Annotated in this window: 21 protein-coding genes; 11 read left to right on the top strand and 10 right to left on the bottom strand. The window is 41.2% G+C overall.

Features of this window, described 5'->3' with window-relative positions; translation table 11 throughout:
- Window positions 1-111: 111 nt before the first annotated feature.
- The 7 genes from PR725_RS08095 to PR725_RS08065 all read left to right on the top strand — a co-directional run bounded on the left by PR725_RS08095 (window position 112) and on the right by PR725_RS08065 (window position 9,732).
- The gene (locus tag PR725_RS08095; RefSeq protein WP_272537926.1) at window positions 112-1,455 is read left to right on the top strand and encodes a radical SAM protein; all 1,344 of its coding nucleotides are present in this window, start codon (window positions 112-114) and stop codon (window positions 1,453-1,455) included.
- 10 nt (window positions 1,456-1,465) lie between these two features.
- Window positions 1,466-2,155 (top strand): TorD/DmsD family molecular chaperone, encoded by a 690-nt coding sequence (locus tag PR725_RS08090; protein WP_123382019.1) that lies wholly within the window; start codon window positions 1,466-1,468, stop codon window positions 2,153-2,155.
- A 28-nt stretch (window positions 2,156-2,183) separates the two neighbouring features.
- Window positions 2,184-4,766 (top strand): molybdopterin-dependent oxidoreductase, encoded by a 2,583-nt coding sequence (locus PR725_RS08085; protein ID WP_109911291.1) that lies wholly within the window; start codon window positions 2,184-2,186, stop codon window positions 4,764-4,766.
- A gap of 13 nt (window positions 4,767-4,779) precedes the next feature.
- Window positions 4,780-5,322, top strand: a complete 543-nt coding sequence (locus PR725_RS08080) for a DMSO/selenate family reductase complex B subunit (RefSeq protein ID WP_004264054.1) — start codon at window positions 4,780-4,782, stop codon at window positions 5,320-5,322.
- Between the two features lie 11 nt (window positions 5,323-5,333).
- Window positions 5,334-6,188, top strand: coding sequence for a dimethyl sulfoxide reductase anchor subunit family protein (locus PR725_RS08075; protein ID WP_109911292.1), 855 nt, complete (start codon window positions 5,334-5,336; stop codon window positions 6,186-6,188).
- A gap of 256 nt (window positions 6,189-6,444) precedes the next feature.
- On the top strand, window positions 6,445-8,568 hold the full coding sequence (locus PR725_RS08070; protein WP_109911293.1) for a TonB-dependent receptor family protein: 2,124 nt from the start codon (window positions 6,445-6,447) through the stop codon (window positions 8,566-8,568).
- Window positions 8,569-8,586: 18 nt separating this feature from the next.
- Window positions 8,587-9,732, top strand: coding sequence for an ABC transporter substrate-binding protein (locus PR725_RS08065; protein WP_109911294.1), 1,146 nt, complete (start codon window positions 8,587-8,589; stop codon window positions 9,730-9,732).
- Window positions 9,733-9,806: 74 nt separating this feature from the next.
- On the opposite strand, the gene PR725_RS08060 is transcribed toward PR725_RS08065, so the two are convergent.
- The 3 genes from PR725_RS08060 to PR725_RS08050 are packed head-to-tail and all read right to left on the bottom strand — an operon-like array spanning window position 9,807 to window position 13,795.
- Window positions 9,807-11,627, bottom strand: coding sequence for a CocE/NonD family hydrolase (locus PR725_RS08060; protein ID WP_272568456.1), 1,821 nt, complete (start codon window positions 11,625-11,627; stop codon window positions 9,807-9,809).
- A gap of 4 nt (window positions 11,628-11,631) precedes the next feature.
- The gene (locus tag PR725_RS08055) at window positions 11,632-13,047 is read right to left on the bottom strand and encodes a YfcC family protein (RefSeq protein ID WP_272568453.1); all 1,416 of its coding nucleotides are present in this window, start codon (window positions 13,045-13,047) and stop codon (window positions 11,632-11,634) included.
- Between the two features lie 25 nt (window positions 13,048-13,072).
- Window positions 13,073-13,795 carry an IclR family transcriptional regulator gene (locus PR725_RS08050; RefSeq protein WP_004910559.1) on the bottom strand — a complete coding sequence of 241 codons (723 nt, stop codon included), beginning with the start codon at window positions 13,793-13,795 and terminating at the stop codon, window positions 13,073-13,075.
- Between the two features lie 465 nt (window positions 13,796-14,260).
- Here PR725_RS08050 and PR725_RS08045 point away from each other — a divergent pair, with 465 nt between their 5' ends.
- A complete protein-coding gene (locus PR725_RS08045; protein WP_109911295.1) occupies window positions 14,261-15,241 on the top strand; it encodes a Gfo/Idh/MocA family protein in 981 nt (326 codons plus the stop codon).
- A gap of 38 nt (window positions 15,242-15,279) precedes the next feature.
- On the opposite strand, the gene PR725_RS08040 is transcribed toward PR725_RS08045, so the two are convergent.
- A complete protein-coding gene (locus tag PR725_RS08040; RefSeq protein ID WP_272568670.1) occupies window positions 15,280-16,929 on the bottom strand; it encodes an alpha-keto acid decarboxylase family protein in 1,650 nt (549 codons plus the stop codon).
- Between the two features lie 124 nt (window positions 16,930-17,053).
- On the opposite strand from PR725_RS08040, the gene PR725_RS08035 reads away from it, so the two are divergent.
- Complete coding sequence (locus tag PR725_RS08035) at window positions 17,054-17,947, top strand: LysR family transcriptional regulator (RefSeq protein ID WP_110731893.1); 894 nt, start codon at window positions 17,054-17,056, stop codon at window positions 17,945-17,947.
- Window positions 17,948-18,016: 69 nt separating this feature from the next.
- On the opposite strand, the gene PR725_RS08030 is transcribed toward PR725_RS08035, so the two are convergent.
- Window positions 18,017-19,195: a calcium:proton antiporter gene (locus tag PR725_RS08030; protein ID WP_110731894.1), complete on the bottom strand. Its 1,179-nt coding sequence runs from the start codon at window positions 19,193-19,195 to the stop codon at window positions 18,017-18,019.
- 456 nt (window positions 19,196-19,651) lie between these two features.
- Between PR725_RS08030 and PR725_RS08025 the strand changes: the two genes are divergently transcribed.
- Window positions 19,652-21,265, top strand: coding sequence for a GMC family oxidoreductase (locus PR725_RS08025; protein WP_272568447.1), 1,614 nt, complete (start codon window positions 19,652-19,654; stop codon window positions 21,263-21,265).
- A gap of 104 nt (window positions 21,266-21,369) precedes the next feature.
- Here PR725_RS08025 and ychF read toward each other — a convergent pair whose 3' ends face one another.
- Complete coding sequence (gene ychF / locus PR725_RS08020; protein WP_004910600.1) at window positions 21,370-22,461, bottom strand: redox-regulated ATPase YchF; 1,092 nt, start codon at window positions 22,459-22,461, stop codon at window positions 21,370-21,372.
- Window positions 22,462-22,563: 102 nt separating this feature from the next.
- Window positions 22,564-23,154, bottom strand: coding sequence for an aminoacyl-tRNA hydrolase (pth, locus tag PR725_RS08015; protein WP_004910601.1), 591 nt, complete (start codon window positions 23,152-23,154; stop codon window positions 22,564-22,566).
- 299 nt (window positions 23,155-23,453) lie between these two features.
- Here pth and ychH point away from each other — a divergent pair, with 299 nt between their 5' ends.
- The gene (ychH, locus tag PR725_RS08010; protein ID WP_004910602.1) at window positions 23,454-23,726 is read left to right on the top strand and encodes a stress-induced protein YchH; all 273 of its coding nucleotides are present in this window, start codon (window positions 23,454-23,456) and stop codon (window positions 23,724-23,726) included.
- Window positions 23,727-24,030: 304 nt separating this feature from the next.
- On the opposite strand, the gene prs is transcribed toward ychH, so the two are convergent.
- From prs to lolB, 3 genes are read right to left on the bottom strand one after another with little or no spacing between them, the layout of a single operon-like run.
- Complete coding sequence (gene prs / locus PR725_RS08005) at window positions 24,031-24,978, bottom strand: ribose-phosphate diphosphokinase (protein WP_004910604.1); 948 nt, start codon at window positions 24,976-24,978, stop codon at window positions 24,031-24,033.
- Between the two features lie 56 nt (window positions 24,979-25,034).
- Entirely contained in the window at window positions 25,035-25,910 is an 876-nt protein-coding gene (gene ispE / locus PR725_RS08000; RefSeq protein ID WP_109911298.1) for a 4-(cytidine 5'-diphospho)-2-C-methyl-D-erythritol kinase, read from the bottom strand.
- Window positions 25,907-26,563 carry a lipoprotein insertase outer membrane protein LolB gene (gene lolB / locus PR725_RS07995; protein WP_004910605.1) on the bottom strand — a complete coding sequence of 219 codons (657 nt, stop codon included), beginning with the start codon at window positions 26,561-26,563 and terminating at the stop codon, window positions 25,907-25,909. Before lolB ends, ispE begins: the two co-directional genes overlap by 4 nt.
- Window positions 26,564-26,848: the final 285 nt, after the last annotated feature.

Below are 26,848 nucleotides of genomic sequence, written 5' to 3'. Positions count from 1 at the left end.
TTGTTATTGGCATTATAATGACAGTCTATTAATTGATTATTTACATTCTGAACCTAATTGAAAATTCACTGAATAATAGGAACTGTTTGCTCATAAATTGAAGGGAAATTTATGATCTATCCTATTACTGATAGAACAATATCGACAGTAAATAATCAAAAATTTAAGCGCTACGCTATTCGCTATTTGGATATCGAACAGCAAACACAGCAGGCAATCATAGAATATGGCCTTAATTTTGAAGCCCCTTTTGCACAGCAACATGAAATTGAGAAACTCAAACTAACTATAAAGAATCATGGCGCAACTTTTGCCAATAATGGGAAGAGTATACATTGTAATTGGCTCTCGAGTGCTTGCGTGCAATGTCGTACGGGAGAAGGGAGTTATACGACATTTTTGTCATTAAAATGCCACCGCGATTGTTATTTTTGTTTTAACCCAAACCAAGAAAATTATCAGGGTTATCAACAGGAAATGCGTGATGCGCTTGGGGAAATTGATGCAATTGCCGAGCAAGGTTACCCTCTGACCCATATCGCACTAACAGGCGGGGAGCCTCTACTTTTTCGCCAAGAAAGTATCGAATTTTTCCAAGCCGTCCAACAGAAATTACCTCAGGCTCATAGCCGTTTATATACCGCTGGTGACCCATTAGACCGTAATACCGCATTAGCTTTAGCGAAGGCAGGCCTACAAGAAATCCGTTTTAGCATCAAAATTGATGATTCAAAAGAACGCATCACCAAAGTTTTGTACCGCATCGCGTTAGCTCGTGAAATTTTTCCAGCGGTTATGGTGGAAATGCCGGTGATCCCCGGTACAGAACAGCAAATGTATCAGCTATTAACTCAGCTTGATGACATTGGTATTGATGGTATCAATTTATTAGAGTTTTGTTTCCCACTAACAAATAGTGAAGCGTATCAAGCTCGAGGCTTCGAACTTAAAAATCCACCTTATGAGGTGTATTACAACTATTGGTATGCTGGTGGATTGGCGGTTGCACAGAGTGAATTAGCTTGCCTTCGAGTGCTTAATTTTGCACTCGAAAATAAATTATCGCTTGGGGTACATTATTGCTCTTTAGAAAATAAACATACGGGGCAAGTGTACCAAAGTAATGCTTTTTTTGAACACAATGAAAAAATATTAGGAAAACATTACTTCTTCTCTTCTCAAGATTATTTTTTTAAAAGCGCCAAAGTTTTTGGTGATGATTGTGAAAAGGTGGCGGTTTTACTGAAACAAACAGGCGTTTCTTATTATCAAGATTTGTTACATGGTTTTTTGCAATTTAACCCTGAAGCAATTTACTTATTAACCTCGCTAGACAAACTACCTATTGCGTTGACCTCTCACATTGTTGAGCCCGATGAACAGGGCAATCCTTTAATTAAAGAAGTGCAAATTGAACTCACTACACCCGCTGAATTTTTACTGACTGACCTGTAGGGATACATTTATGACTAATGACAACCAAATTTTAGATTTTCTGTATGCGCGTCAATTTGCTTATGACGTATTGCGGCGTTTGTTTATGGAAGAACCAACGCCAGAGTTATTAAGTTATTTGAGAGATTCAGGATTGCTGTTATTTCCCTGTGATGAAGCATTACCCGCGATGAGAAATGCCATAAATGACATGCATAAAGACTTAAACAATAGGCAGCTAAAAGCCAATACTGAGGGTTTTGAAAACTTGCATTGGGATTTTACTCGCTTATTTATTGGCCCAGAAGCCCCGCCAGCAGCGCCATGGGAGTCAACTTATGTTTCCCGTGACAAACTGTTATTTCAAGAAAGTACCTCAGCAGTGAAATCCTTTTATGAACAGTATGGCGTTCATTTACCGGAAGGGGATAGGGAAGCCGCTGACCATATTGGTTATGAGTTAGATTTTATGTGGCATTTAAGCCTGCGTATTACTGAACTTATTGATAGCGAAAATGAAACCGTTGATTGGGTTAACGTAAACGCGTTGTTGCTCGGGTCTGCCACATTTTTAAATACCCATCTATTGGCGTTTATTACGCCATTTTGCCGCTCAATGCATAACCATGCAGACACATTATTCTATCGTCAATTAAGTTCATTAGTTGAGCTTTTCTTACGCAATGATATTAAAAAAATCAATGAATTAGTCAATTTATAATAATAAACAAAATGAAGAGGTAAGAGCAATGTCAGAAAGACAGAAAATAGCCTTGAGTCGCCGTTCATTTATAGCTTGGACATCGGCGGCATCAGTGATGGCTACGTTACCGCTGAGTAAGCAATTATATGCGGCAACACCAGAGGAAGAAAAAGCGGTTGAGCAAGCAACTGATGCGGTCACTCAAGGGAAATGGAAGCCCGTGGCCTGCTGGCATAACTGTGGTGGCCGCTGTGTTAATAAAGCATTGGTGGTTGATGGCGTAGTTGTTAGGCAAAAAACCGATGATGTAGTTGCGGACTCACCTGATTTCCCACAACAACGAGGTTGTTTACGTGGCCGTTCACAACGTAAACAAGTCTTTGGCGCAGATCGCTTAAAATATCCAATGAAGCGTAAAGGCTGGGCTCCCGGTGGTGGAGATAAAAGCTTGCGAGGCCGAGACCAATGGGTGCGCATCAGTTGGGATGAAGCATTAGATATTGTGGCATCAGAATCGAAACGTATTAAAGAAAAATATGGGAATGAATCGATTTGGATCACTGGCGGTAATGGTGTTGATATCCAAAACGTTTATGCGAAAGCCGGGGGATTTGTTGGCGATTGGGGAACAACCTCATGGGGGGCATGGTTTGAAACACCGGCGCATTTAGGGTTACTTGAAGGGTTTTATACTTTTGGTACCAATGACCGCTTTGATATGCGTAACTCCCAGTTAATCGTGATGTGGGGAGCAAACCCAGCGTGGAGCAGCCCTGGTAGCCCAACTTATAATTACTATCAAGCGAAAAAAGCGGGAGCGCGCTTTATTAGTATTGACCCAAGTTATACGACCACGGCAGAGTTAATGGATGCAGACTGGTACCCTATCAACCCCGGTACTGACCATGCTTTAGCTCTGGGTATCATGTCTGCGTTATTAGAAATGGATAGCCCTGACAACCCATTGATTGATTGGGATTTCTTACGCCGTTGTACGGTTGGTTTTGATGAAAATAATATGCCAGCAGGCGCTGACCCAAAAGGTAACTTCAAAGATTATCTGTTAGGCACCTACACGGGAGAGCCTAAAACACCAGAGTGGGCCTCTAATATTTGTGGTCTGTCAGCTAGCGATATTCGCAAGTTAGCGCGTGAAATCGGCGGCACTAACCGAGTCGCATTGCTTACCGGTTGGGCGCCTGCTCGAATCCATAACGGTGAAGGATGGGTGCAAGCATTCTCAACATTAGGCTTTATGACTGGCCATATGGGAAGGCCTGGTCGCATGACTGGGGTCAGCTGCCACTTCGCAGCTGGAAATAATGGCACGCGGCTCGTAATGGCCGGAGCAAGTGGGTTACCTTCAATCCCAAACCCGGTTAGCTTGAAAATTAATCACAATGAGCTTAACCGTGCATTATTAGAGAAAAGATTCCGCCAACGTGGTGTAGGGGATGTCGATGCAAATATCCAAATGATAATTCACCCGTTTAATGCGACACTGCAAACACGAGCTAATATTTCGCAAAGTGTTGAAGCTTATCGTAAAGATGTGGAACTGATTGTAACTGCAGCATATGTTCCACATACTTGTGCTAAATATTCGGATATCGTCTTACCCGTGACGACAGAGTGGGAACGAGAAGGAACCATATTAAATCCAAGTAACCGCGAAGTTATTATAGCTGCAGTGAATGTAACTCCGCCACTTTATGAGGCGAGAAGTGACCAGTGGATTGCCAAAGAAATAGGTAAACGTCTGAGGATTGATGTCGATGAGGTTTTTCCTGTTTCGGAAAAACAACAATTTTTTAATAAACTCAATGGCGCAACGATTATTGGTGAAGATGGTAAGACCACAGAGCCATTAATCACCATTACCCAAGCGGATATTGATGAATGGCAAGTAACAGGTAAGCCACAGCAAGGCCGAATTACCCTCAACGAATTTCTTACTGTTGGGAAATACCAAGTCAAGCGTACTTCTGGTGATAACTATGGTTATATTGCCTATGAAGATTTTATTCGCGACCCTCAAGCCAATCCACGACCAACACCGAGTGGTAAGTTCGAAATTTACTGCCAAACATTAGTCGAAAAAGCCGATGAATGTGGTTGGACGAAATTACCTCCAATTCCTGAATATATCCCATCCGCGAGCGGTTATGAGGCAAGTTTTAGCGACTTCTCGAAGAAGGAAAAAGGGGATTATCCATTCCAAATCTATAACCCACACTACTTACGTCGCTCTCACAGCACGCTTGATAACGTGCCTTGGTTGCGTGAACAGTGGCCAAGTCCAATTTATATCAATGCGTCTGATGCTAAACGTTTAGGTATTAAACACGGTGAAACGGTGTTGATAACGAGCCCACAGGGAAAAATTGTGCGTCCCGCATTGGTGACACAAACGATGAAGCCGGGTGTGGTGGCATTACCACATGGAAGTTGGACAAATGTTGATGAAAAAACAGGGATAGATATGGCGGGAGCCGACAATACGCTAACTATTCAGGTCCCTACAGGGCTTGGGACGTCAGGGTGGAACACGATGCTATGTAATATTGAAAAATGGCATGGAGACCAGCTAGTTCCAGATGCTGCAATTCCACAGCGTATTATTTTTTAGGGGGCAATAAGAAATGGATAAACAAGTTGGATTTTATATTAATGTTGCCACTTGCATTGGTTGTAAAACCTGTGTTGTTGCGTGTAAAGACAAAAATGATCTTGAGGTCGGGCGCAACTTTCGTCGTGTGTATGATATTGAAGTAGGTGAATATCCACGTCCTCGGACTTGGCATTTGTCTATTGCCTGTAACCATTGTGATGACCCGCAATGCGTCAGCCATTGCCCTACTACCGCAATGCACAAACGAGAGGAAGATGGCGTTGTATTAGTCGACCATGATAAATGTGTGGGGTGCCGCTATTGCACATGGGCTTGTCCATACGAGGCACCTCAGTTCGATGCCAGTATTGGAATGATGACTAAGTGCGACACTTGTCTTGATCTTCGTGAAAAGGGCGGGAATCCAATGTGTGTTGATTCTTGTCCTATGCGTGCGATTGAATTCGGTCTAATTAGTGAGTTACGTAAAAAATATGGCTCGAATGCAGATATTGCAGGGTTACCTAGCTCAAGTATTACTAAACCGAACCTGGTTGTCGGTACAAAAGGATAAGGAGAATTATCATGCATGAATTTCCATTGGTGGTTTTCACCTTATTTATGCAAGCTTCTGTAGGGTGCTTGTTAGTTTCATTGGTGTGCTATTTTCGTGTACTTGAAGGCGGAAATAACCGACAAAGCGTCCAGTTTATTAAACTGCCTATTTTAGCAAGTTTTATTCTGGGCTGTGTTGGGTTGTTAGGCTCACTATTTCATATGGGGAACCCGCTACACATGTTTTACACCATGTTGCATGTGTCGACCTCATGGATGAGCCGTGAAGTGTGGGCGACGGCAATTTATATGGCGCTCTTGTTTTTCAGTATTGCACTGTTATTGCTTAAACAAAATGCGAATGCGTTGTTACTGTCGCTGAGTGCGTTAGCCGGTATTATCTATATGTATGCAATGTCAGCATTATACGCTAACACCTTGTTTAACCTCTGGAATGGTTTATTTACCTACGCCAGTTTCTTTGGCGCGGTGTTATTGCTTGGTGGTGTAGTTGCGGCATTATTACTGGTAGGTTCTTTACGTCGTCATGGCAAAGAAGCGCAATTAAAACGTGTGGTCAAAATTGCGCTAGGTATGGGTGTTATAGGAATTTTACTCATGTTACTGGGCGCATTATCTCTGCTAGGGAATATGGGAGAGCCGATTTATATGGGAATGACGCCACGTGAACTTCCTGATGGTTTAGTGAATTTAAGTATTGTTAGAATCATACTTATTGCATTAGGGGTATTGTTTGTTGGTCGTTTACTGTGTCAAAAAAATGGGCACAATGTGAATGCAACATTTGTGATGTCACTGGCAACACTCTGTATTTTTGTTGGCGAGGGAGTTGGTCGGCTGGTATTTTTCTCACTAGGCGGTTAGTTCTTATAGAAGCGAAATATTATCTGTTTTGCTTTTAACCATATGATGTCGTTAAGTAATATGCTCCGAGGGGAAATTTTCCCTCGGATTTTTTAGTTTTCTTCAGTTCTTTTCATTCTAAATCAAAAACAATAACCCTTTATATAATAAGGAATTAAGCTAGAGTAATTTCAAAATAAATAGTAAATTAAGTTGATTATCTGTAATAATTCTAATTATCATTATTGCTCTTAATCTCCTTTGTTACGTATTCCTTATGAATTTAAAAACTAGCAAACTACTCATACCATTAGCAATTTCAGCTACATTAGCGCCTTATTATGTTTTCGCTGTTGATAATTCAAGAAATGATCAAATTACAGTTACAGGTAATTGGCTTGAAAATACTGAAGATGGTGAGGTGGTATTTAATCACCCAGGTGCTCGAACAGTAAGATCTCAACAGCAAATTAAAGAATCGGGCAGTGAAACCATCGGGGATGCTTTAAAAGGGATCCCAGGGGTGCAGGTACGCGAAAGTAATGGGACAGGGGGGAGCGATGTTTCCTTAAATGTAGGGGTACGAGGGTTAACCTCACGTCTTTCACCGCGCTCAACGATTTTACTCGATGGTATGCCATTAGCCGCTGCGCCTTATGGTCAACCTCAGTTGTCGATGTCACCATTATCACTAGGTAGTATTGAATCTATTGATGTGATCCGTGGAGGGGCTTCTGTGCGTTATGGGCCGCAAAATGTGGGTGGCGTAATTAACTTTGTGACTAAACCTATCCCGAAAGACTTTTCTGGGGGTGTTTCACTTCAAACTCAAGGAGCTAAAACGGGAGGGCTAAAGACACTGGTGGATGCGTCCGTGGGGGGCTCAAAAGCGGATGATTCAGCGGGAGCGCTATTGCTGTACTCAGGGTTACACGGGCAAGGCTACCGTAAAAGCAACGATAATACTGATATTGATGACCTGATTTTAAAAACCCGTTATGCCATAACAGATAACGACGAACTACTGGCTAATTTTCATTACTATCATGCGATGTCAGGTATGCCTGGAGGGTTGACTCAAGCGCAATATAATGCGGACCCTTTCCAATCAACACGGCCTTATGACCGTTTTGAAGGCAATCGACAAGATATGTCATTGAAATACAAACATGAAGAAGATGACAAGCAATTTGAGTTAATGACATGGTTTAGTAAAAGTTATCGGGGTAGTTACATAGAAAGTGAGCATAAAGATAAAGCGAATGAAAGGCGTTTAGTTTCTTACCCTCGCCACTATACCGCTTATGCCATTGAACCGAGTTATTCGCAATTATTCCGTTTTAATGATATTTCACACGAAGTGACAGTGGGGTATCGCTATTTAAATGAGACCGCAGACGAAAAAGCTTACCGTTCAAATTGGTACCAAACGGGTACTCAAAGTTCGCGGCCGAGTACCAATGATTATTATCAACACACATCGGGTGGAACAGAAGCCCATGCGATTTATCTTGATGACACTATTGATGTTGGCAACTGGACAGTGATCCCCGGGATCCGCTATGAGAACATTAATATTCATTTAAATGATAGTTTTAAAAACCAAAATAGAAGTAAGCGCTATAGCGAACCACTTCCTGCGCTGGCCGTGATCTATCATATTGATGATGAATGGAAGCTATTTGCCAATGCGAGTACGTCATTCGGCAGTTTACAGTACTTTCAATTGAATACTAAAGGGGTTGGGAATTCCCCTGCGAATGGGTTAAGTGCAGAAAAAGCCCATAACTACGAAGTGGGGACTAAATACGATAATACCGCGCTATCCCTTGAGGCGACCTTATTCTATATCGATTTTGATGACCAACTGCTTTATGTTGAAAATACAACGGGTTGGACAAATTTAGGTGCCACAACTCACCAAGGTGTGGAATTGGCGGCAAGGTATAACCTGTCTGACCTGAGCGATAAATTGGATGGTATCAGTGTATACAGCACCTATACCTACACGAAAGCGGTTAGTAAAAAAGGTGACTTTGCCCATAAAGATTTACCGTTTTATTCACGACAGGTCTTTACCGCAGGTGGCCGTTATGAAACGGGAAATTGGGTATGGAACTTAAATACCTATGCGCAATCTACCCAAGAATCGCCAGGAACATCAAGCCATTATGTAACAAAACCCAGTGCGGATGGTCGATACGGAACAATCCCCGGTTATATGGTATGGGATGCACGAGGTGAGTACCATTTTGGTAAAAGTTTATCTGATTTAACGTTATCTGCTGGTATTAAAAATCTTTTTGATCAAACCTATTTTACACGTTCTACGGATAATAATTATGGTATCTATGTGGGGCAGCCAAGAACTTACTATGTTCAAGCATCCGTAAAATTTTAATAAATACAAGGCAAAACAATGATAATGAGAAAAATTATCAATATATTCGTGCTGATTCTTGGCGTAGTTAGCCTACTATTTTCGACTAGTAGCTTATCCGCACCTATCACGGTGACGGATATAGCGGGTAGGGACGTAACCGTCAATGCGCCGGTATCTCGAGTGATGCTGGCAGATAGCCGCGTTTTGGTTGCGCTGAATATATTACATCCACAAAATCCACTAAAAGGGATTATTGCTTGGGATGATGCGTTAATAAAAAAAGCGCCTGACCTGAGTGTGGCTTATAGTAAAAAATTCCCAGAATTAAGCAAGATCTCTGTTTTCCCAAACCCGTATACAACGGACTTTAGCGTTGAGAAAGCGTTGGTTGCACAGCCAGATTTGCTCATTTTTGATATTGGCTTAAAGAGTAAGCTCACAGAAAGTGGCACTCTATCATTATTGGAAAAAAGTGGCTTACCTGTGATTTTTATCGATTTTAGACAATATCCACTGAAAAACACCCTGCCGAGTATGACGTTATTGGGCCAAGTATTTGGTGAGGAACAACAAGCGCAAGCATTTAATCAGTTTTACCAGCAAAAGTTAGACTTAATCCGTTCAAGAGTGGCTAAACTTAGTCAAGAGCAACGTCCAAGCGTATTTATTGAACGAGCCGCTGGTATCCAAGGTGAAGATTATTGCTGTAAAACGTTTGGTAATGGCAATTTTGGTGAATTTGTTGAAGCAGCTGGTGGAAATAACCTAGGTTCCCAATGGTTCAGTATTGGAATGGGGGGAGAAATCAGTGAAGAACAACTGATTCACAGCAACCCGGACTACTATTTAATGACGGCAGCAGATTGGGATAACACTCGTAAAGGTAGTGCTTCTGTGCCATTAGGATATACCGGAAATAAACAAACTTCTTTGGCTAGGCTGAATAAGCTAATGGATCGCCCTAAATTTCGTTCATTATCTGCCTTCAAAAACAAACAAGTATTGGCACTCTATCAGCAATATTATGATACGCCATTTAATATTATTGCGGTGGAAGCAATTGCAAAATTCATCCACCCTGAGCTGTTTGCAGACCTTGATCCGCAAGCAGATAGCGATTACTTACATAAAACGTTCACTGCCTTAGAAGGTGATGGTGTGTTTTGGGTTCAAGCGGAATAATTATCTTCTCATGTAGCCCGCTTTAGCGCTGTTGGCAGCTAAAGTGGGCAAATAGTTTATTAGCTAATAATAGTTTAAGCCTCGTTGATCACCGGCAAAATAATTTTTGACGGGTGCTCACTAGAAAAATGTAGGCTATTACAGGCTATTTTCCACGTTCTGTCACCTGCGATAGTTTTACCTGTATTTGTATTGAAGTCATACTTAGGGAAGTTGCTACTAGAAATATCTAATCGGATACGGTGCCCTTTTGCGAAACGATTTGCACAGGCAAAGGGCTTAATTTTCACTTCGACAATTTCATTGGGTGTTAATAATTCCTTTTTCTCATATCCATGCCGAAAACGGCAGCGAATAATGCCATCTGTAATATTCATGGCATAACCTTGTGGGTAATCGGCACTAGGTGGGTAAACATCAATAAGCTTTGCAGTAAAATCCGTATCTAAAGCATCACTACTGATCCAAAGCGACACCTCTATTTCACCAGCTAAACAGACATCTGTTTGTAATTCTTCGGTTTCGAAAACTAAGACATCACAACGGGCAGAAAGAGGTAGGTTATTTTGTTTACTACCAAAAAATTGCGGTAATTCACGTTGGTTAAAAGCTCCTCCCCAAAATATCGGTTGGCCTGAAGTTAAGGCGCCGCCAATGGTAGGGACTGGGTGCTTAGGGTCATAACAATAGGATATTGAGGCTGTTTTAGTGTAGGGGTGAAGAGATAATTTGTTATCTGGCCACAAATAATATGCAGTTTTTTCAGTATTTGCTAAAGGCCATTGATGGCAGTTAAGCCATTTTCCACCATGCTCTATACGCCCTTGTCGGTTACGTTTACCGCTTCCACCACCCATCATAAATATCGTTACATCTTCATGATTGTTTTTGGAATTTTCATTTTTTAAGTGGGCTTCAAACCAGTTCAACCGGCAAGAAAGCCAACTTTCACTGACATTGTTATCAAATGCGGCGATATCACCGAACTCTGCGTCACCGCTATGCGTGATATTGCGGTCACCATGGAGCCAAGGGCCCATGATTAATTTTTGAGGTGATTGTTTTTTAGTAACAAATGCATGATAGTTATCTAATGTTGAACTGACATAGGCATCATACCAACTGGACATGAATAATACTGGGATATCAGGTATTTGATCATAATAGCCTTCAGCATAGATGCCGATTTTCTGCCAATAATCGGAAAAACACTCTTCTTCCCATTGTTCAAATAAATACGATTCATATTCAGGGACGTGTTTAAGCAATGTTTGTCCTTGATACCATGGCATTGTTGTGAACCACTCATGGATATTTTCTTGTTCGAGTGCAGCTAAAATATCAGGAGATTGCTGGGCGAGTGGGCTTAGTTTAGCTTGTTTAAATGCCCAAGTTGCTTGTTTGAGTTCAAAAGCGCCTCCTTGACGGATCCCACATTGATAGGCGTTGGCAAATCCACCGGAATCCAGCACCATCGTGTGTAAGCCTGGTGGGTTTAGACACGCCATTGCTAATTGTGTATGAGCGGCATAAGAGAGGCCCATTGAACCTATTTTGCCATTACACCAGGGTTTTTCCATAATCCATTGTAATGTATCAAAACCATCCTCGGCTTCATTAATATATTTTGTGAACTTTCCTTCGGACTCATAGCGTCCACGGCAATCCTGATACACAACAATAAAACCATACTCATTGAAGTATTTCGCCATTTCTTGGCGTGTTATTTGCTGGCCTGATACCGTTTTTTCCGAACGAGAAGGTGCGCTTTTATCATAGGGGGTTCGCTCTATAATAACGGGAAAAGACGTAGCTGATTGAGTTTGTGGAAAGTAAACATCGGTAGATAGCATTATTCCATCACGCATTTTTATCCGGTAATTCTTCATATCCATTTTATTAATACCCTATGGTCACGGCGATAGTCAGTAAGCCGATACTGATTGCCATAAAAATTAAAAATAGCGGTAAAATATACTTCGCCCAAGTAGTCCAACTTACGCCTGCCGTAGCTAAGAAGATTAATAACCCACTGGATGTTGGTGTGATCATGTTAGTCAGCCCATTACCCATTAAAAATGCAAAAACGGTTGTTTGAGGAGAAACACCAGAAATTTCACCAACGGGGCCTAAAATTGGCATTGTGACAGCGGCTTGCCCAGACGTTGATGGAATGGCAATGTCTAATAATAGTTGAGAAATAAACATGCTATATGATGAAACATAAGGACCGTGATTACCGACTAGTCCAACTAATTGATGAATAATGGTATCGAGAATTTTACCTTGAGAAAGAATAATTTCGACCGCAGTCGCTAACCCAATTAACACTCCTGCGATAAGGACTTTTTTCATTCCACTGACAAATGCGTTAGCAGCAGCACTTGCGGTTAAACCACTAAAAAAAGTTAAAATGACACTTAAGAATAAATAGTAAGCAGATAAATCATTATTTTTCCAATGCCAGCGATTAGATGCATAGACTAAAAATGCAACACCGATAGCTAAGACAATTAACATAAGTTTATGACGATGGGTTAATTGTGTGGTTTGATTATGTTCTTCAACCACATAGCTTGTGAGTGTCGTTTTACGAATACTATAGAAAATAAATAAAATACCGAGTGTAATAAAAATAAGGTACGCTGCAATCCGCATACTTAAACCACTAAAAACCGGTAGACCAACAAGCGGTTGTGCGATAGAAAGTGCATATGGATTGGTGATGGAGGCGAGGTATCCTACCTTAACCGCAATCGCTACAATGGCAAGCCCAATAAGTTCATTCAACCCAACGCGTTTCACTAAGGCAATAACCATGGGAATAACCAAAAGATACTCTTTGGCTAACCCCATAAAGGTACTTCCCATGGAAAATACAATCATTAAGAAAGGGATCAACAAATAGATATTGCCTCGGGTGACGTGAAGCAACCGTTCTAACCCTGATTCTATTGCCCCTGTTTTATTGAGAATTCCAAACATTCCTCCGATGAATAGAACCATATAAATAAGCGGTGATTGTTTAACAATTCCTTCGGGGATCGCTTTAAACAGTTGAGGTAAACTGACGGGAGCGGCAGTACCTTCTGCTGATTTTTCAGTACCTAATAATTGCTCTAACGTGATGTCTTTAGTGATAGTTTGGTAAGAGTCCGGAATGACTTTTTTACCATCGCGCTCATATTGGCCTGAATTAACAAAATAAGTCATTAAAAAGGCAATGATAACAATAGTTAACATTACTAAAACTGGATTCATTTGCCAGCCTGGTGGTGACGATGGAGTTTGTATAGTGTTGTTTGTTCGTTGCATGGTGTTGTCTCTTTTATTGTATTAATTATGAGTCGTAACCGAGCTGCCTTGATATGCGTAAAGCAGACAGAAGCAGTTGTTCAGTCATATCTTGTTCTTTTTCATCAGAAAAACGGCTTAGTGGTAAGCTAATGCTCAGTGAAGCAATGCATTCCCCGTGTTGTGAAAAGATAGGTGCGGCAATAGCACCGATACCTGCGGTTAATTCGCCTCGGGTAATGGCAAAACCTTGTGAGCGTATGGTGGCAATTGATTTTTCAATTGAGGGATTCTTTTCAATAAAATGTGCTTGAACATCTTTAGGGGAGTAAGCCAATAGTACTCTACCTGACGCTCCAGATCCTAACGGCCGGCGATTGCCAGCTTCACTGCGTACTTGAAGTGATTGCCCTGATGGCTTATGAAGAACTTGTAAAATTTCACCGTTGTCACGTATACGCATTTGAATGTTTTCATCAAAACGTTGACGGAGTTGCTCTGCTTCAACTTCTGCGACTTGGATATAGTTTATTTGCTGGCGAGCGCAATTCCCCAAGCTTAATAATTGATGGCCTAAATGATAGGTCACTGGGTTTTCATTTTTTTGCACGAAATGACGGTTTTCTAACGTGCATAATAAACGGTATACCTTGGATTTATTCATGCCAGATAAGCGTGCAAGTTCACTTAATCCAAGATTGTTTTTTTCACCTAATAGCATCAATAACAATAAAGCATCATCAACGGCAGTGACAATATTCTCTTTCATCTTAACCTCGGTTGGTTTATACAGTAAACCATTGGTTTATTTGGTAAAATTAGCATGGAGAATAATAAAAAATGATTCAAGAGAGTTGTTAATAAATTGTGATGTGAGTTAGGGTTTTAAAAAGGTTTATGTCAGTGAAAAAAAAGAGAAATGAAATATTTATAAGATAAAACAATTGGTTATATAAAACGTAAAATGAGAGAGTTTTGCTGACAACGTGAATAGAAATTATTGTAAATGGGAAGCTAATCGTCATTTATGGCGGTTATTTGGTTCATCTAGTGAAATTGGCTCGTACATCAGTAATAAATAAAAGAACCTCCAGTGAAAAAATGTGTCATTTTTATTGAATTTTTAAGGAGAAAATACGGGAATGGCAGAGATTATCAAAAAGCATCGAAGATATTTCTTAAATAATGAGCCTTATGGCAAAATGAAATTCACTTTTCTTAATGGATAACAGAGATGAAACTAGCGCTGGTCGGTTCTGGAAAAATAATCATGTCGGCTCTTGATGCTTTAATACAGGTGCAAGGAATAGAGCTAGTCGCACTGTGTGTTCGGGCGGAAAGTATTGAAAAGGGGCAGGTTATTTGCCAACAATTTGGTATAGCAAAGTTGTATACTGATTATCAAAAGTTGTTACAAGACCCTGATGTTGAGGTGATATACATAGGTTTGCCAAATCATTTACATTATCAGTATACCTTTGATGCATTGATGGCTGACAAACATGTGGTATGCGAAAAACCGTTTACACCAAATTGGCAACAGTTACAGGCGTTAATTTCCATTTCACAGACTAGGGGGCTTTTTTTGTTTGAAGCCATTACGTCTATTCATACCCCTGAATTTCACTTTATCAAGCAACACATTGATAAAATAGGTGAAATCAAAGTGATTCACGGTAATTATTCCCAATATTCAAGTCGATACAATGACTATTTGCAAGGCCGTATTCATGCTGCTTTTGACCCACAGCAAGCAGGCGGTGCGCTCTATGATATTAATTTATATAACATTTATTTGTTATCAGCCTTGATGGGAGCACCCAATAGTAGCCACTATATTTGTAATAAAGGATTTAATGGAATTGATACATCAGGGGTACTAACGGCCCATTTTGAGCGTTCAGTTGCATCTTGTGTGGGAGCGAAAGATTCGGCGAGCCCCGGTTACTTTATTATTCAAGGCACCAAAGGGCATATTCGTATCACTGGAGCCCCAAGCCTTTGCCAGTCAGTCGAGGTTTGTATTGATGGGGAAATATCCAACGTATCTCGGGATGCAACAATCAATCATATGGTCTATGAGTTTGCATTCTTTCGTGAGCAAATTGCTAGTAAAAACCATGCTAAATGCGATGAATTGCTTGAATTAGCATTAATTGTCTCAAAAATATTGCACCAATCACGAAACGATGTAGGGCTGGTATTTACATCATAAAGACATTGGCAGCGCAATGGCTGCCATAATTTGTCAATTTAAAATGAATATAAAGATGCTACTGATTTACCAAGTTTTTCTGCAAGCTCAGATGCGGCATATCTATCCATAACTACCTCAATATAGGCCGCATGGTTCGATAATTCGGCCTGCTTAATCGCATTGTCTAATTCATTGCAGTTGGTTACACGCTGACAATACCAATCATTACAACCTAATGCGGCGGGGAGCTGTGCATAATTCCATTGGGGTAAGTCGTTGTAATAGGCTTCAGGATTTTTACACAGAAGTCGTTCAATTAAATAGCCATCATTATTTAGGACGAAAATAATCGGTTTTAAACCAAAGCGGGCAAACTGGCTAATCTCTTGGGCCGTGAGTTGGTGAGAACCTTCCCCAGTCACTAAAATAACTCGCTTCTGTGGCTCTGCAATTGCTGCACCAAAGGCTGCGGGAGTGGCCCAGCCGATAGATCCCCATAATGTTTGGTTGTGAAATTGTGCATTTTCAGGTAATAAAGCAAAACCTAACCCCATAGATGCTGTTCCCGTTTCTGCAATAATAATGTCGTCCTTACGGAACATTTTTTCTAGGCGAGGGTACAAATATGAGGCGGTAATTTGGCCATTTTCACCTTGCTGCGGTGATCCTAATCCTTGAGCTTTGAGCCCGGCATGGTTAAGTGAGGGCGCAAGTTCTTTTAATTTATCTAACACATCTTTCATCAATACATTCGGGTAGATAGCGGAACCCACTTTCACATGGTCAGAAAGAATGTTAATACAGCTTTCAGGGGCAATCGTTGCGGTAAAGCTGCCGGTGTTGAAGTCCGTTAATACTGCACCGATCCACATAACACAGTCACAGCTCTCGACGAATTCTCGCACATCAGGGTTCATTAGTTTTCCATTATAAATCCCCATATATTGAGCGTTAGATTCGCTTAATACCCCTTTATCCATAAACATGGTGGCATAAGGTAGGCCAGTTTTCTGAATAATAGCCTCAACATCAGTCGTTAAGCCGAAACGAGCCGTTAAAATCCCAGGAATAATGCAGGCTTTTGTACTCGATATGAGCTTTTCGACAATAGCGGTAACCGCAGCTGATAATGACTTGCTATGACTTTTATTTATAGTGATAGTTTCAGGTGTTTCATCTGCTTTAATTGGCATAACAGCATAGTCAGAAGGGAAACCTAAATAAACGGGTCGAGATTCTTGTAAAGCGGTTGTAATTAAACGTTCTGTTTCGGCAATACAATTTTCAGGCGTTAAAATAGCGTGAGCACAGCTTAAATGTTGGCTCATTTGATAAAACACATCGAAATCACCATTTCCTAGGGTATGGTGAACTAAACGGTGGTTTTTTTGAACTCCGCTTGCTGGCATACCAACAAGATGAAAAACGGGAAGATGTTCGGCATAAGCGCCAGCAATACCATTTAAGGCACTGAGTTCGCCGACACCAAAAGTGGTTGATAACGCTGCGGCACCTTTCACACGGGCATAGCCATCCGCAGCATATGAGGCATTGAGTTCATTGCAGTTGCCAATCCAGCGCATATTTTCACTTTCACATACTGCATCTTCAATAGGGAATGCGTAGTCGCCAGCAACACCAAAAATATCGTGAATACCGATTTGGTAAAGTCTATCTAATACGTATTCGATAACCGTCTTATTCATCATGCTGATCTCCATTAATCGCCTAGCTTATAGTTCTAAGTTGAATTATTTTTATCGTTTATTATGCTTTAAAGGAAATCACTTAAACTCATTCTATCTATAACTAAAAATTATAGGGGGCGAAATGGACATTCGTTCATTACGTTATTTTGTTGAAGTTGTGCAGCTCAATGGTTTTAGCCGCGCGGCAGAAAGTTTATTTGTAACGCAACCAGCGGTTAGCCGTAGTATTAAAAAATTAGAAGATGAACTTGGTTATACTTTGCTGATTAGGGAAGTCGATGGCGTTAAATTAACGGAGGAAGGGGATATTTTATTGGCTCATGCTAGACAAATTCTTTCACAATTTGGCAGTATGAAAAAAGCGTTACTGGAAAGGTCAGGCCCTATATCTGGAGTACTACCCGTGGGGCTACCACCCGTGATAGCATCGACCTATTTTGCTGATATTATTATGGCTTTTAGCCGACGTTATCCACAGGTGGAACTGAAAATTCTTGAGTTGGGTACACGCAAAATGCGAGAGGCAATGCTAAATGGTGAAGTTGAAACTGCCGCCGTGATGTTACCTTTTGCTGATGACCGCTTTGAAGTACACCCTTTTTCAACCGACCGATTAATGCTATTGGTTAGCAACCAACATCCACTTGCAATACGTGAATTTGTTAAATTTAGTGAAATAGCCGATGAGCCTTTTATTTTCTTTTCTGATGATTTTCTAATTAATGAACTTGTTGTTAGTGCTTGCGGTGTTTATGGTAAAAAACCCACTATTTCTGGGCGTAGTAGTCATTTAGATTTGGTGACAGCCATGGTAAGAGCTGGGGTAGGGATAACGCTACTTCCGGACAGTATGTGGCAGAACACCAGTTCAGTAGGGGTATCCGTTATTCCAGTTATTGAGCCAATATTGGCTTACGACATTGCTTTAGCGACAGTAAAAAATCACCATCAAAGCCGTCGTGCACAAGCATGGCATGATTTGGCTTTGGATATGTTAAGAATAAGGAAAGTGTGAGCGAGGCTAACATAAAATTTGATACCCAATCGAGTATTTTCTTATGCAGCCTTCACGTTTTGTCAGCCACTACGGATAAAATAGAATAAGCCCAAATACAGCAAAGATGGCAAGGTGTATCCAACCTTGAATGGGAGATGTTTTCTGACCATTAAATGAAAGCATAGTCAGTAACATGGTGATTGCGAATAAAACAATTTCCGCGTTAGAAATCCCCATAATGACTTGTTTACCGGTAATAATGCCGATAATTAATACTGCTGGCACAGTTAAACCTACCGTTGAGACAAATGCGCCTTGGCAAAGGTTTATCGCTCGTTGCATTTCATTATTCATTGCCGCTTTTACTGCTGTGATTGATTCAGGTGTAAATACGATAATGGCGATCAGGACACCACCGACTGCTGCTGGTGCTCCTAAGGCTTCAATTCCGTAATCAGTCACGATGGCTAAATAATGCGCAAGTAACACAATAGGGAGTATCAGCCCAATTAACACACAAGAACGAATAATAATCGTTTTTTTGTTTGACTCAGCGTGGTTATCTTTCTTTTCGACATTATTGTCTGCCAAAGCATCGCTAGCTGAAATGTATTGTTCTGGGACATTCATCAGCCCTTTAGGCGGCTGGATAAAAAATCGTCGGTGACCTCGCATCTGCATCCACAAGAAAGCACCATAGATAAGTATAGTAATACCTGAAATACCAATGGCTTGCGTATGGGAATACTCCCCTTGGCTAGAGGTATAATTTGGTAGGATTAACGCTAAACCAGTCAGTAATACGATCATTGAAAGATAACTGTTGGTTCCTTGCGTATTATATTCTTGTTCACCATTTCTAGCTGAACCTGCGAGTAAGCAGATACCTACGACGAGGTTCATGATAATCATCATCACGGCGAATATGGAATCACGCCCAATAGTTGGAAAATCACCGGGACCTAGTAGAACCGAGGCAATAAGAATGACTTCAATTAAGACAATAGATAAAGTCAGGATCAGCGTTCCGTATGGCTCACCCAATTGTTCAGCAAGATGGTCAGCCTCTTTAACGACACCAAAGGAAGCGGTGAGAATTGTAATGAACAGCAGTAAAAAAATCCAAGTTGCACTAAATGCAGAAAGACTGTCATTAAGTAATGTTTCGCCACTTAAAATAAAGAAAATGACGACTAACCAAGAGCCGATTAACCGGCTCCAAGTTGTTAACGGGATGAGTGGACTATTGAAACAGAAGCGCCCCATATTGTTTTCCTTTAGAAGAAAGGGCCGTCCCTGTTGCTGATACGCACTTGAGGTCGTCCTCAAGCCGAAAGAATATTAATCGGTCATTACTATAGCATTCATCTATTATCTTGCAACTCCTGCATGGAAATAAGCTTTATAGTCGCGCTGATAACATCGAAGGGGATTGTGACTCGCTTAAACACGATAAAATAAGATATTTCTATATGACAGATTACTTATTAGCTAGCTATAAACATTCATTTATTAATAAAGATTGGATTAGGTTTAAGTATTGACTTTGCTTAAAATTTTTCTTGAATAAACAATGTTTATTAAGGGCCAATAATAATTACATAAGAAATTATTTTTGATTTTAATCACATATGTGGAATATTGTTCATACATTAATGAATTAAAAGCGCTATTGTTAAAAAAATGAAAATAGATTGTTTGTTTTATTTGACGGAGTGACAAATGAGCGCAGTAAAATATGATTATATTATTGTAGGTGCGGGTTCTGCCGGTTGTGTTCTTGCTGCTCGGTTGATCCAAGAGACGCAATCCAAAGTATTACTTATTGAAGCGGGTGGTAGCGATAACCACTTGTTTATTCGTATGCCAGCTGGTGTGGCGAAAATTATTGCCCAAAAAAGTTGGCCTTATGAAACTGAGCCAGAGCCTCACGCGAATAACCGTAAAATGCAAATTGCCCAAGGGAAAGTGTTGGGGGGAAGTAGTTCTGTCAATGGAATGATTTATATCCGAGGCCAGAAACAAGATTATGATAATTGGGCTCTAAATTACGGCTGTGAAGGCTGGGGATACTCGGATGTATTGCCATGGTTTAAAAAGGCAGAGAGTAATGAAAGCCTGACAGGAGAATACCATGGAACAGAAGGCCCACTTCCTGTCAGTGAAAATAGATACCGGCACCCATTATCAATGGCATTTATTCGTGCAGCGCAAGAGCATGGTCTTTCTTATGTCAATGACCTTAATGGGGAAAGCCAGCAAGGAACAAGCTTTTACCAGACGACAACGCATAATGGAGAAAGAGCCAGTACATCAAGAACCTATTTAAAATCAGTGGAAAAGAGTGATAAGTTGACATTAAAGCTTGGCACTCAAGTGAACCGTATCATCATTCGCGATGGCCGCGCGATTGGTGTTGCCTATCAAGGGAAAAATGGCCATGAAGTTGAGGCATTTGCCAGTTGCGAAGTATTGGTCTGTTCGGGTGCGATGGGCTCTGCAAAATTATTGATGCTATCAGGTATCGGGCCAGAGGAGCACTTGTCTTCGTTGGGGATCCATACTCATGCGAATCTACCTGTTGGTAAAAATTTTCATGACCACCTACATATGTCAATTAACGTCACGACTAAGCAGCCAATAAGTTTATTCGGCGCAGACCAAGGTTTAAATGCGATTAAACACGGGGTCGAGTGGATGGCATTTCGCAGTGGACTGCTCACCTCTAACGTTTTAGAAGGCGCTGCATTTAAAGACAGCTGCAACCAAGGCCGTCCTGATGTACAAATTCACTTTTTACCTATTTTAGATAGCTGGGATGATGTTCCTGGTGAGCCTCTGCCCGCAGCCCACGGCTTTTCATTAAAGGTCGGGTACTTACAACCTAAGTCCCGTGGTGAAGTTTTATTGCGCAGCACAGACCCACAAGCCCCACTAAAAATTCACGCTAATTATCTTGCCTCACCCGAAGATATGGAAGGTTGCAAACGTGCGGTTAAGTTTGGCTTAGATGTATTGGACTCCCCTTCATTACAAGTGCTAAGCAAAGAGGTTCTAATGCCACCTGCTTCTGTACGTCATGATGACGCTCAACTTGAAGAGTTTGTCCGAAATTTTTGTAAAACGGTTTACCATCCTGTGGGAACTTGTCGTATGGGAACGGATACCACAACATCAGTGACTGATTTGTGGTTACGTGTACATGGTATTGAAAACTTACGTGTCGTGGACTGTTCTGTGATGCCTGAAATTCCAAGTGGCAATACCAACGCACCAACGATAATGATTGCAGAACGCGCCGCAGCGATGATTATAGAAGATAGGAACGCAAATTAACCTTGTGATAGGCTGATATAGAAAAAACAGCATAAAACCAAGGTAACACCTGAGCTTTATGCTGTTTCAATAAACTTAAGGTACGTTATAGACCAATTGTGGTACTACACATTAAACAAGAAGTTCAGCACATCGCCGTCTTTAACGATATAGTCTTTACCTTCTGCGCGCATTTTACCGGCTTCTTTTGCGCCTTGCTCACCACGGTACTGGATAAAATCATCAAATGCGATAGTTTGCGCACGGATAAAGCCTTTTTCAAAGTCAGTATGGATTTTACCTGCGGCTTGTGGTGCCGTTGCACCGACAGGGATAGTCCATGCACGCACTTCTTTCACCCCAGCAGTAAAATAAGTTTGCAGGTTTAATAACTGATAGCCGGCACGAATAACACGGTTAAGACCCGGTTCTTCAATACCTAAATCAGCCATAAACTCATCGCGCTCTTCGTCTTCAAGTTCTGCAATATCAGACTCAATCGCTGCACAGACGGGAACAACTACAGAGCCTTCGGCTTCTGCAATTTTATACACCACATCTAAGAAGGGATTATTTTCAAAACCATCTTCATTAACGTTAGCAATGTACATCGTTGGCTTTAATGTTAAGAAGCTCAAGTAGCGGATAGCGGCTTTATCTTCATTAGATAACTCTAATGTACGCAACATACCTGCTTGCTCTAGGTGCGGCAAACATTTTTCTAATGCTTCTAATTCTGCTTTTGCGTCTTTATCGCCACCTTTTGCGCGTTTTTGGACACGATGGATAGCGCGCTCACAGGTATCAAGGTCAGCAAGTGCTAATTCAGTATTAATGACTTCAATATCTGCGGCAGGGTCAACTTGGCCTGCAACGTGGATGATATTGTCATTTTCAAAACAACGAACAACGTGGCCAATGGCTTCGGTTTCACGGATATTCGTTAAAAATTGGTTACCTAGGCCTTCACCTTTAGATGCCCCTTTGACTAAGCCCGCGATATCCACGAACTCCATCGTAGTTGGTAAAATACGCTGTGGCTTCACAATTTCAGCTAATTGATCAAGACGTGGGTCTGGCATTGGCACAACACCCGTGTTTGGTTCAATTGTACAGAAAGGGAAGTTGGCTGCTTCGATGCCGGCTTTGGTCAATGCATTAAACAGAGTGGATTTACCCACGTTAGGCAGACCAACGATACCGCATTTAAAACCCATATGTTTCTCACCTTAATAGCGAGGGGCAGACATACGCTGCACCCAATGTTTAGAAATTGGCGCTGATTATACACAAAAAGTCGATTCGGATGAAATGAACTCTTATGCAGTTGCTTTGAAGCCATGTAGACGATTGATGGCTTTGTCCATTCCGTCTGCTAGCAGAATATCTGTACACCTAGCCGCTTCATCAATTGCATCATCAATGAGTTTTTGCTCAGATAACGGTGGCTTACCCAAAACAAAGCCAACCACTTTGTTTTTATCACCCGGGTGGCCAATACCTATGCGTAAACGATAAAAATTCGGGTTATTGGCGAATTTACTTTGAATATCTTTCAACCCATTGTGGCCGCCATTGCTGCCCCCTAATTTCATTTTAGCTACACCGGGTGGTAAATCGAGTTCATCATGGGCGACTAAAATTTCATCGAGATTGATGCGATAAAAATTGGCTATAGCGGCAACCGACTTACCACTTAGGTTCATAAATGTGGTTGGAACCAGCAGACGGATGTCATTACCGCCCATATTAATACGTGCGGTATAACCAAAAAACTTTGCTTCTTCTTTCAATGGCTGATTATGGCGCTCAGCCAGTAAATCAACATACCATGCACCTGCATTATGGCGCGTTTGTGCATATTCAGCACCCGGATTGGCAAGTCCAACAATTAACTTAATTTTGCTCACGGTGGTGATTTCACTATCAGTTATGAAAATAATGCCCTAGTTTACCTTGTGAAATGCAGGATGTACAAAATTGTGATGGATAAAGTAACTATGATTATAATTGCTTAATAAACTATTCGGGTTTTCTGATTTTTTGATGAAAAGCATTTTTTGTACAGATATTCTTGCTAACTTCCTTCCTTGTGATGTCTATCGCAAAAAATTTTACTTAATGCACTATAATCATTACATAAATATAAAGTATGACCGAATTTATTTACACATGCTTGCTTATCAGTTTACTGGTACTGGAGGTATATATGAAACGGAAAAGCGCTCATCTTCTTGGTAATGTCTTCATGGGAATCGGAATGGTGTTGATGATCGGGAGTATCGGTGTCAACTTATTCTCTCATATCGTTAACTTAGGCCTTTCAGAACTTATCACGAACGGTTCCTTATTCGGCATTTTTATCGGTGCGATGGTATGGTTAGTCGGTGCTAGGATCGGCGGCCGTGAAAAAGTTGCAGACCGTTACTGGCAATTGAAACAACAATATCATTCACGCAGAGATAATCACCGCTATCCATAACATAAATAGTCTAGAGCAATTAATTGCTGATAATGGTGAACGAGTTTGATAATTAGGCATTAAGAAGAGTGAAATCCCAAAGAATTTTGCTCTTTTGTCGTGAATATTGTTAGTTATTTTAGATGGCTATTTTTGTCGTTTCATAATGTGAAATCACCACTATGATCGGTGATAAAATATAAAAATGAGCCCCAGTGGCTTTTTCTGCCAAAATCATAAAGCCCCTGCAAATGACATTGCAGGGGCTTATATTTTTTTGTGACTTTTTCATCACGGTTGAACGCTAAAATCCAATATTGGAGAATTAGTGTTCAAACATTGCTGAAATTGACTCTTCGTTGCTAATACGACGGATAGCTTCAGCTAACATACCTGAAAGCGTTAAGGTGCGAACATTGCTCAGCGCTTTGATTTCAGGAGAAAGAGGAATAGTGTCACAAACAATGACTTCATCAATGACTGAATTTTTGATGTTGTCTACAGCATTACCTGAGAAAATCGGGTGTGTAGCGTATGCAAATACACGCTTCGCACCACGTTCTTTCAGTGCTTCTGCTGCTTTACACAGCGTACCACCGGTATCAATCATATCGTCCACTAAGATGCAATCACGACCTGAAACATCACCAATGATATGCATGACTTGAGAAACGTTCGCACGTGGGCGGCGTTTGTCAATAATGGCCATATCGGTGTCATTCAGGAGTTTTGCGATAGCTCTAGCACGTACCACGCCGCCGATGTCTGGAGATACAACGATTGGGTTTTCCAAATTCTTCTGTAACATATCTTCCAGAAGAATAGGGCTACCAAATACATTATCCACAGGAACATCAAAGAAGCCCTGGATCTGCTCTGCGTGTAAATCGACAGTGAGCACACGGTCTACACCTACACTTGACAGAAAATCGGCAACAACTTTAGCGGTGATTGGTACACGGGCAGAACGTACGCGACGATCCTGTCTTGCATAACCGAAGTAAGGGATAACAGCGGTAATACGACCAGCAGATGCACGGCGTAGGGCATCGACCATAACAACCAGTTCCATCAGGTTATCGTTGGTTGGTGCACAAGTTGACTGGATGATAAAAATATCACCACCGCGAACATTTTCATTAATTTGAACACTGACTTCGCCGTCGCTAAAACGACCAACAGCCGCGTCTCCAAGATTAGTGTAAAGGCGGTTAGCAACACGTTGTGCTAGTTCCGGTGTAGCGTTACCAGCAAAAAGCTTCATATCGGGCACGAGAAAAACCTCAGGCTTGCGTCCAGAGAGATATTGTTGACCAACAGCGACAAGGCTTATTGGTGCAATACACGGGTTATCCCAGCGCGGAACTTGTGCAGTGGGGAAACGTTAACGCCTTGAGCGACGAACCCTTGCACCCACGATGGGGCTTTATTTAACACCTGCAGGGCATCCGCTTGTGTTTCAAATTCAGAAAAAACACATGCGCCTGTTCCTGTAAGGCGAGACGGAGCATATTCTAACAGCCAAGAAACAAGCTGTTCAACCTCACGAAAACGTTTTCTTGCGATTGGTTCGCAGTCATTTGCGTACGGAGCCAGTAATAATGCGGCTAGGGAGCGTTTTGGAGAATTTCGATTTAATTGTGGATCTGTGAAGATCATCGGGGTTGATATTTCAATTCCGGGATGAGCCACCAAATACCATTTCTCTTTAGGGGAAGCTTTGGTTAAAATATCACCAACCCCTTCGGCAAAAGCTGCATGCCCACGAACAAACACAGGAACATCTGCTCCTAATGATGCGCCTAATTGCGCAAGGACTTCATCAGAAATCTGTGTTTTCCAGTGTTCGTTAAGCGCAATTAAGGTAGTTGCTGCGTTTGATGAGCCTCCACCAATACCACCGCCCATTGGTAATATTTTATGAATACGGACATCGGCACCTAGTGGGCCACTGTGTTGCAACGTATCGCGGCAATAGGATTGTAATAATCTAGCAGCCCGTAAAATTAGGTTTTTTTCGGGGGGAACCCCTTGCATATCCGTCAATAAATTCAACTGGTCGTCATCACGTGTTGTGATAGTGATTTCATCGCCATAATCGACAAATTGAAATAGAGTTTGTAACTCGTGATAGCCATCAGGGCGTTGGCCGGTGATGTACAAAAAAAGATTTAATTTTGCCGGAGAAGGCCATGTTAACGTCATTTTTTCAGTGTCCAACTATCCATTTTCAATTTGATAAGTCTATCCCCTTGGCGTAACTCGAGATAGTTTGGCAGCATTGGTGTTGTTTTGCTGTCATAGGAAATATAGTTGAGCTGCCATGTTTCACCATTGCTTTTAAACGTAACACTTTTTAGCAAGTGGTTTTCATCTAAGGTGAAATCTGTTGCACGTCCGGGCGAGCCAGTTAACCAAGCGGTTAGGTCATCAATTGGGATTTCCATACCAGTGAGCTGATAAATTAACTCGCTCGGCACGTCACTCATATGGGTTTGACCATCTTTGGTAGTTAATCGAGCTAAATCAGGTTCAACGGTAAGTTCAAGTTCGCGGCTACCTAATGGGTTGGTTAACAATAAACGGTATTTTTCCGGTGTATATTGTTGCCAGAAAAACTTAGCGTACGTTTTTGTTTCTCCTCCGTTATAGGCAAAGGAGCCCCGTGTTTGGTAGTCACGTAACTGACTTAATTCTTGTTGATGTGCTTTCCACTTAGCATCCGATGCGGAGCTGGTTCCTTTCGTGGTTGTTTGTGACGTTGTCACGCAAGCAGTTAGCAAGACGCATGAAAGTGGTAAGAGGCGAAAAAAGTGCTTATTTATGTGCATAAACGGTAAAGCTTGAGTTAATTGCATATCAAATCTCAAAGTTGTATTGGGCGCTGATAGCAGTCTCTATTGAGTTACTTGCATTTAAAGAGGTTTAGTTTAGCGCGATATGGCTATCTGAGTCATCTATTGCACTCGATGATATACCTAACCGATAAAAATCTGTAAGTGATTTACTGTTTGTATACAAATAACATAGTGCATTGACAGCGGGAATGGTTTTCTAAAGTGATTATTAGACCAATCTAACTTGTCACCATTTGCTTTCTGTGCGAAATAATTGCATCCTCTATGCATCTTATCGCAGTTAAT

Source organism: Providencia sp. PROV255, assembly GCF_028478065.1.
Classification (GTDB): domain Bacteria; phylum Pseudomonadota; class Gammaproteobacteria; order Enterobacterales; family Enterobacteriaceae; genus Providencia; species Providencia rettgeri.
Note: the sequence above shows the minus strand (reverse complement) of the source record. Positions and strands in the feature narration are given on the sequence as shown.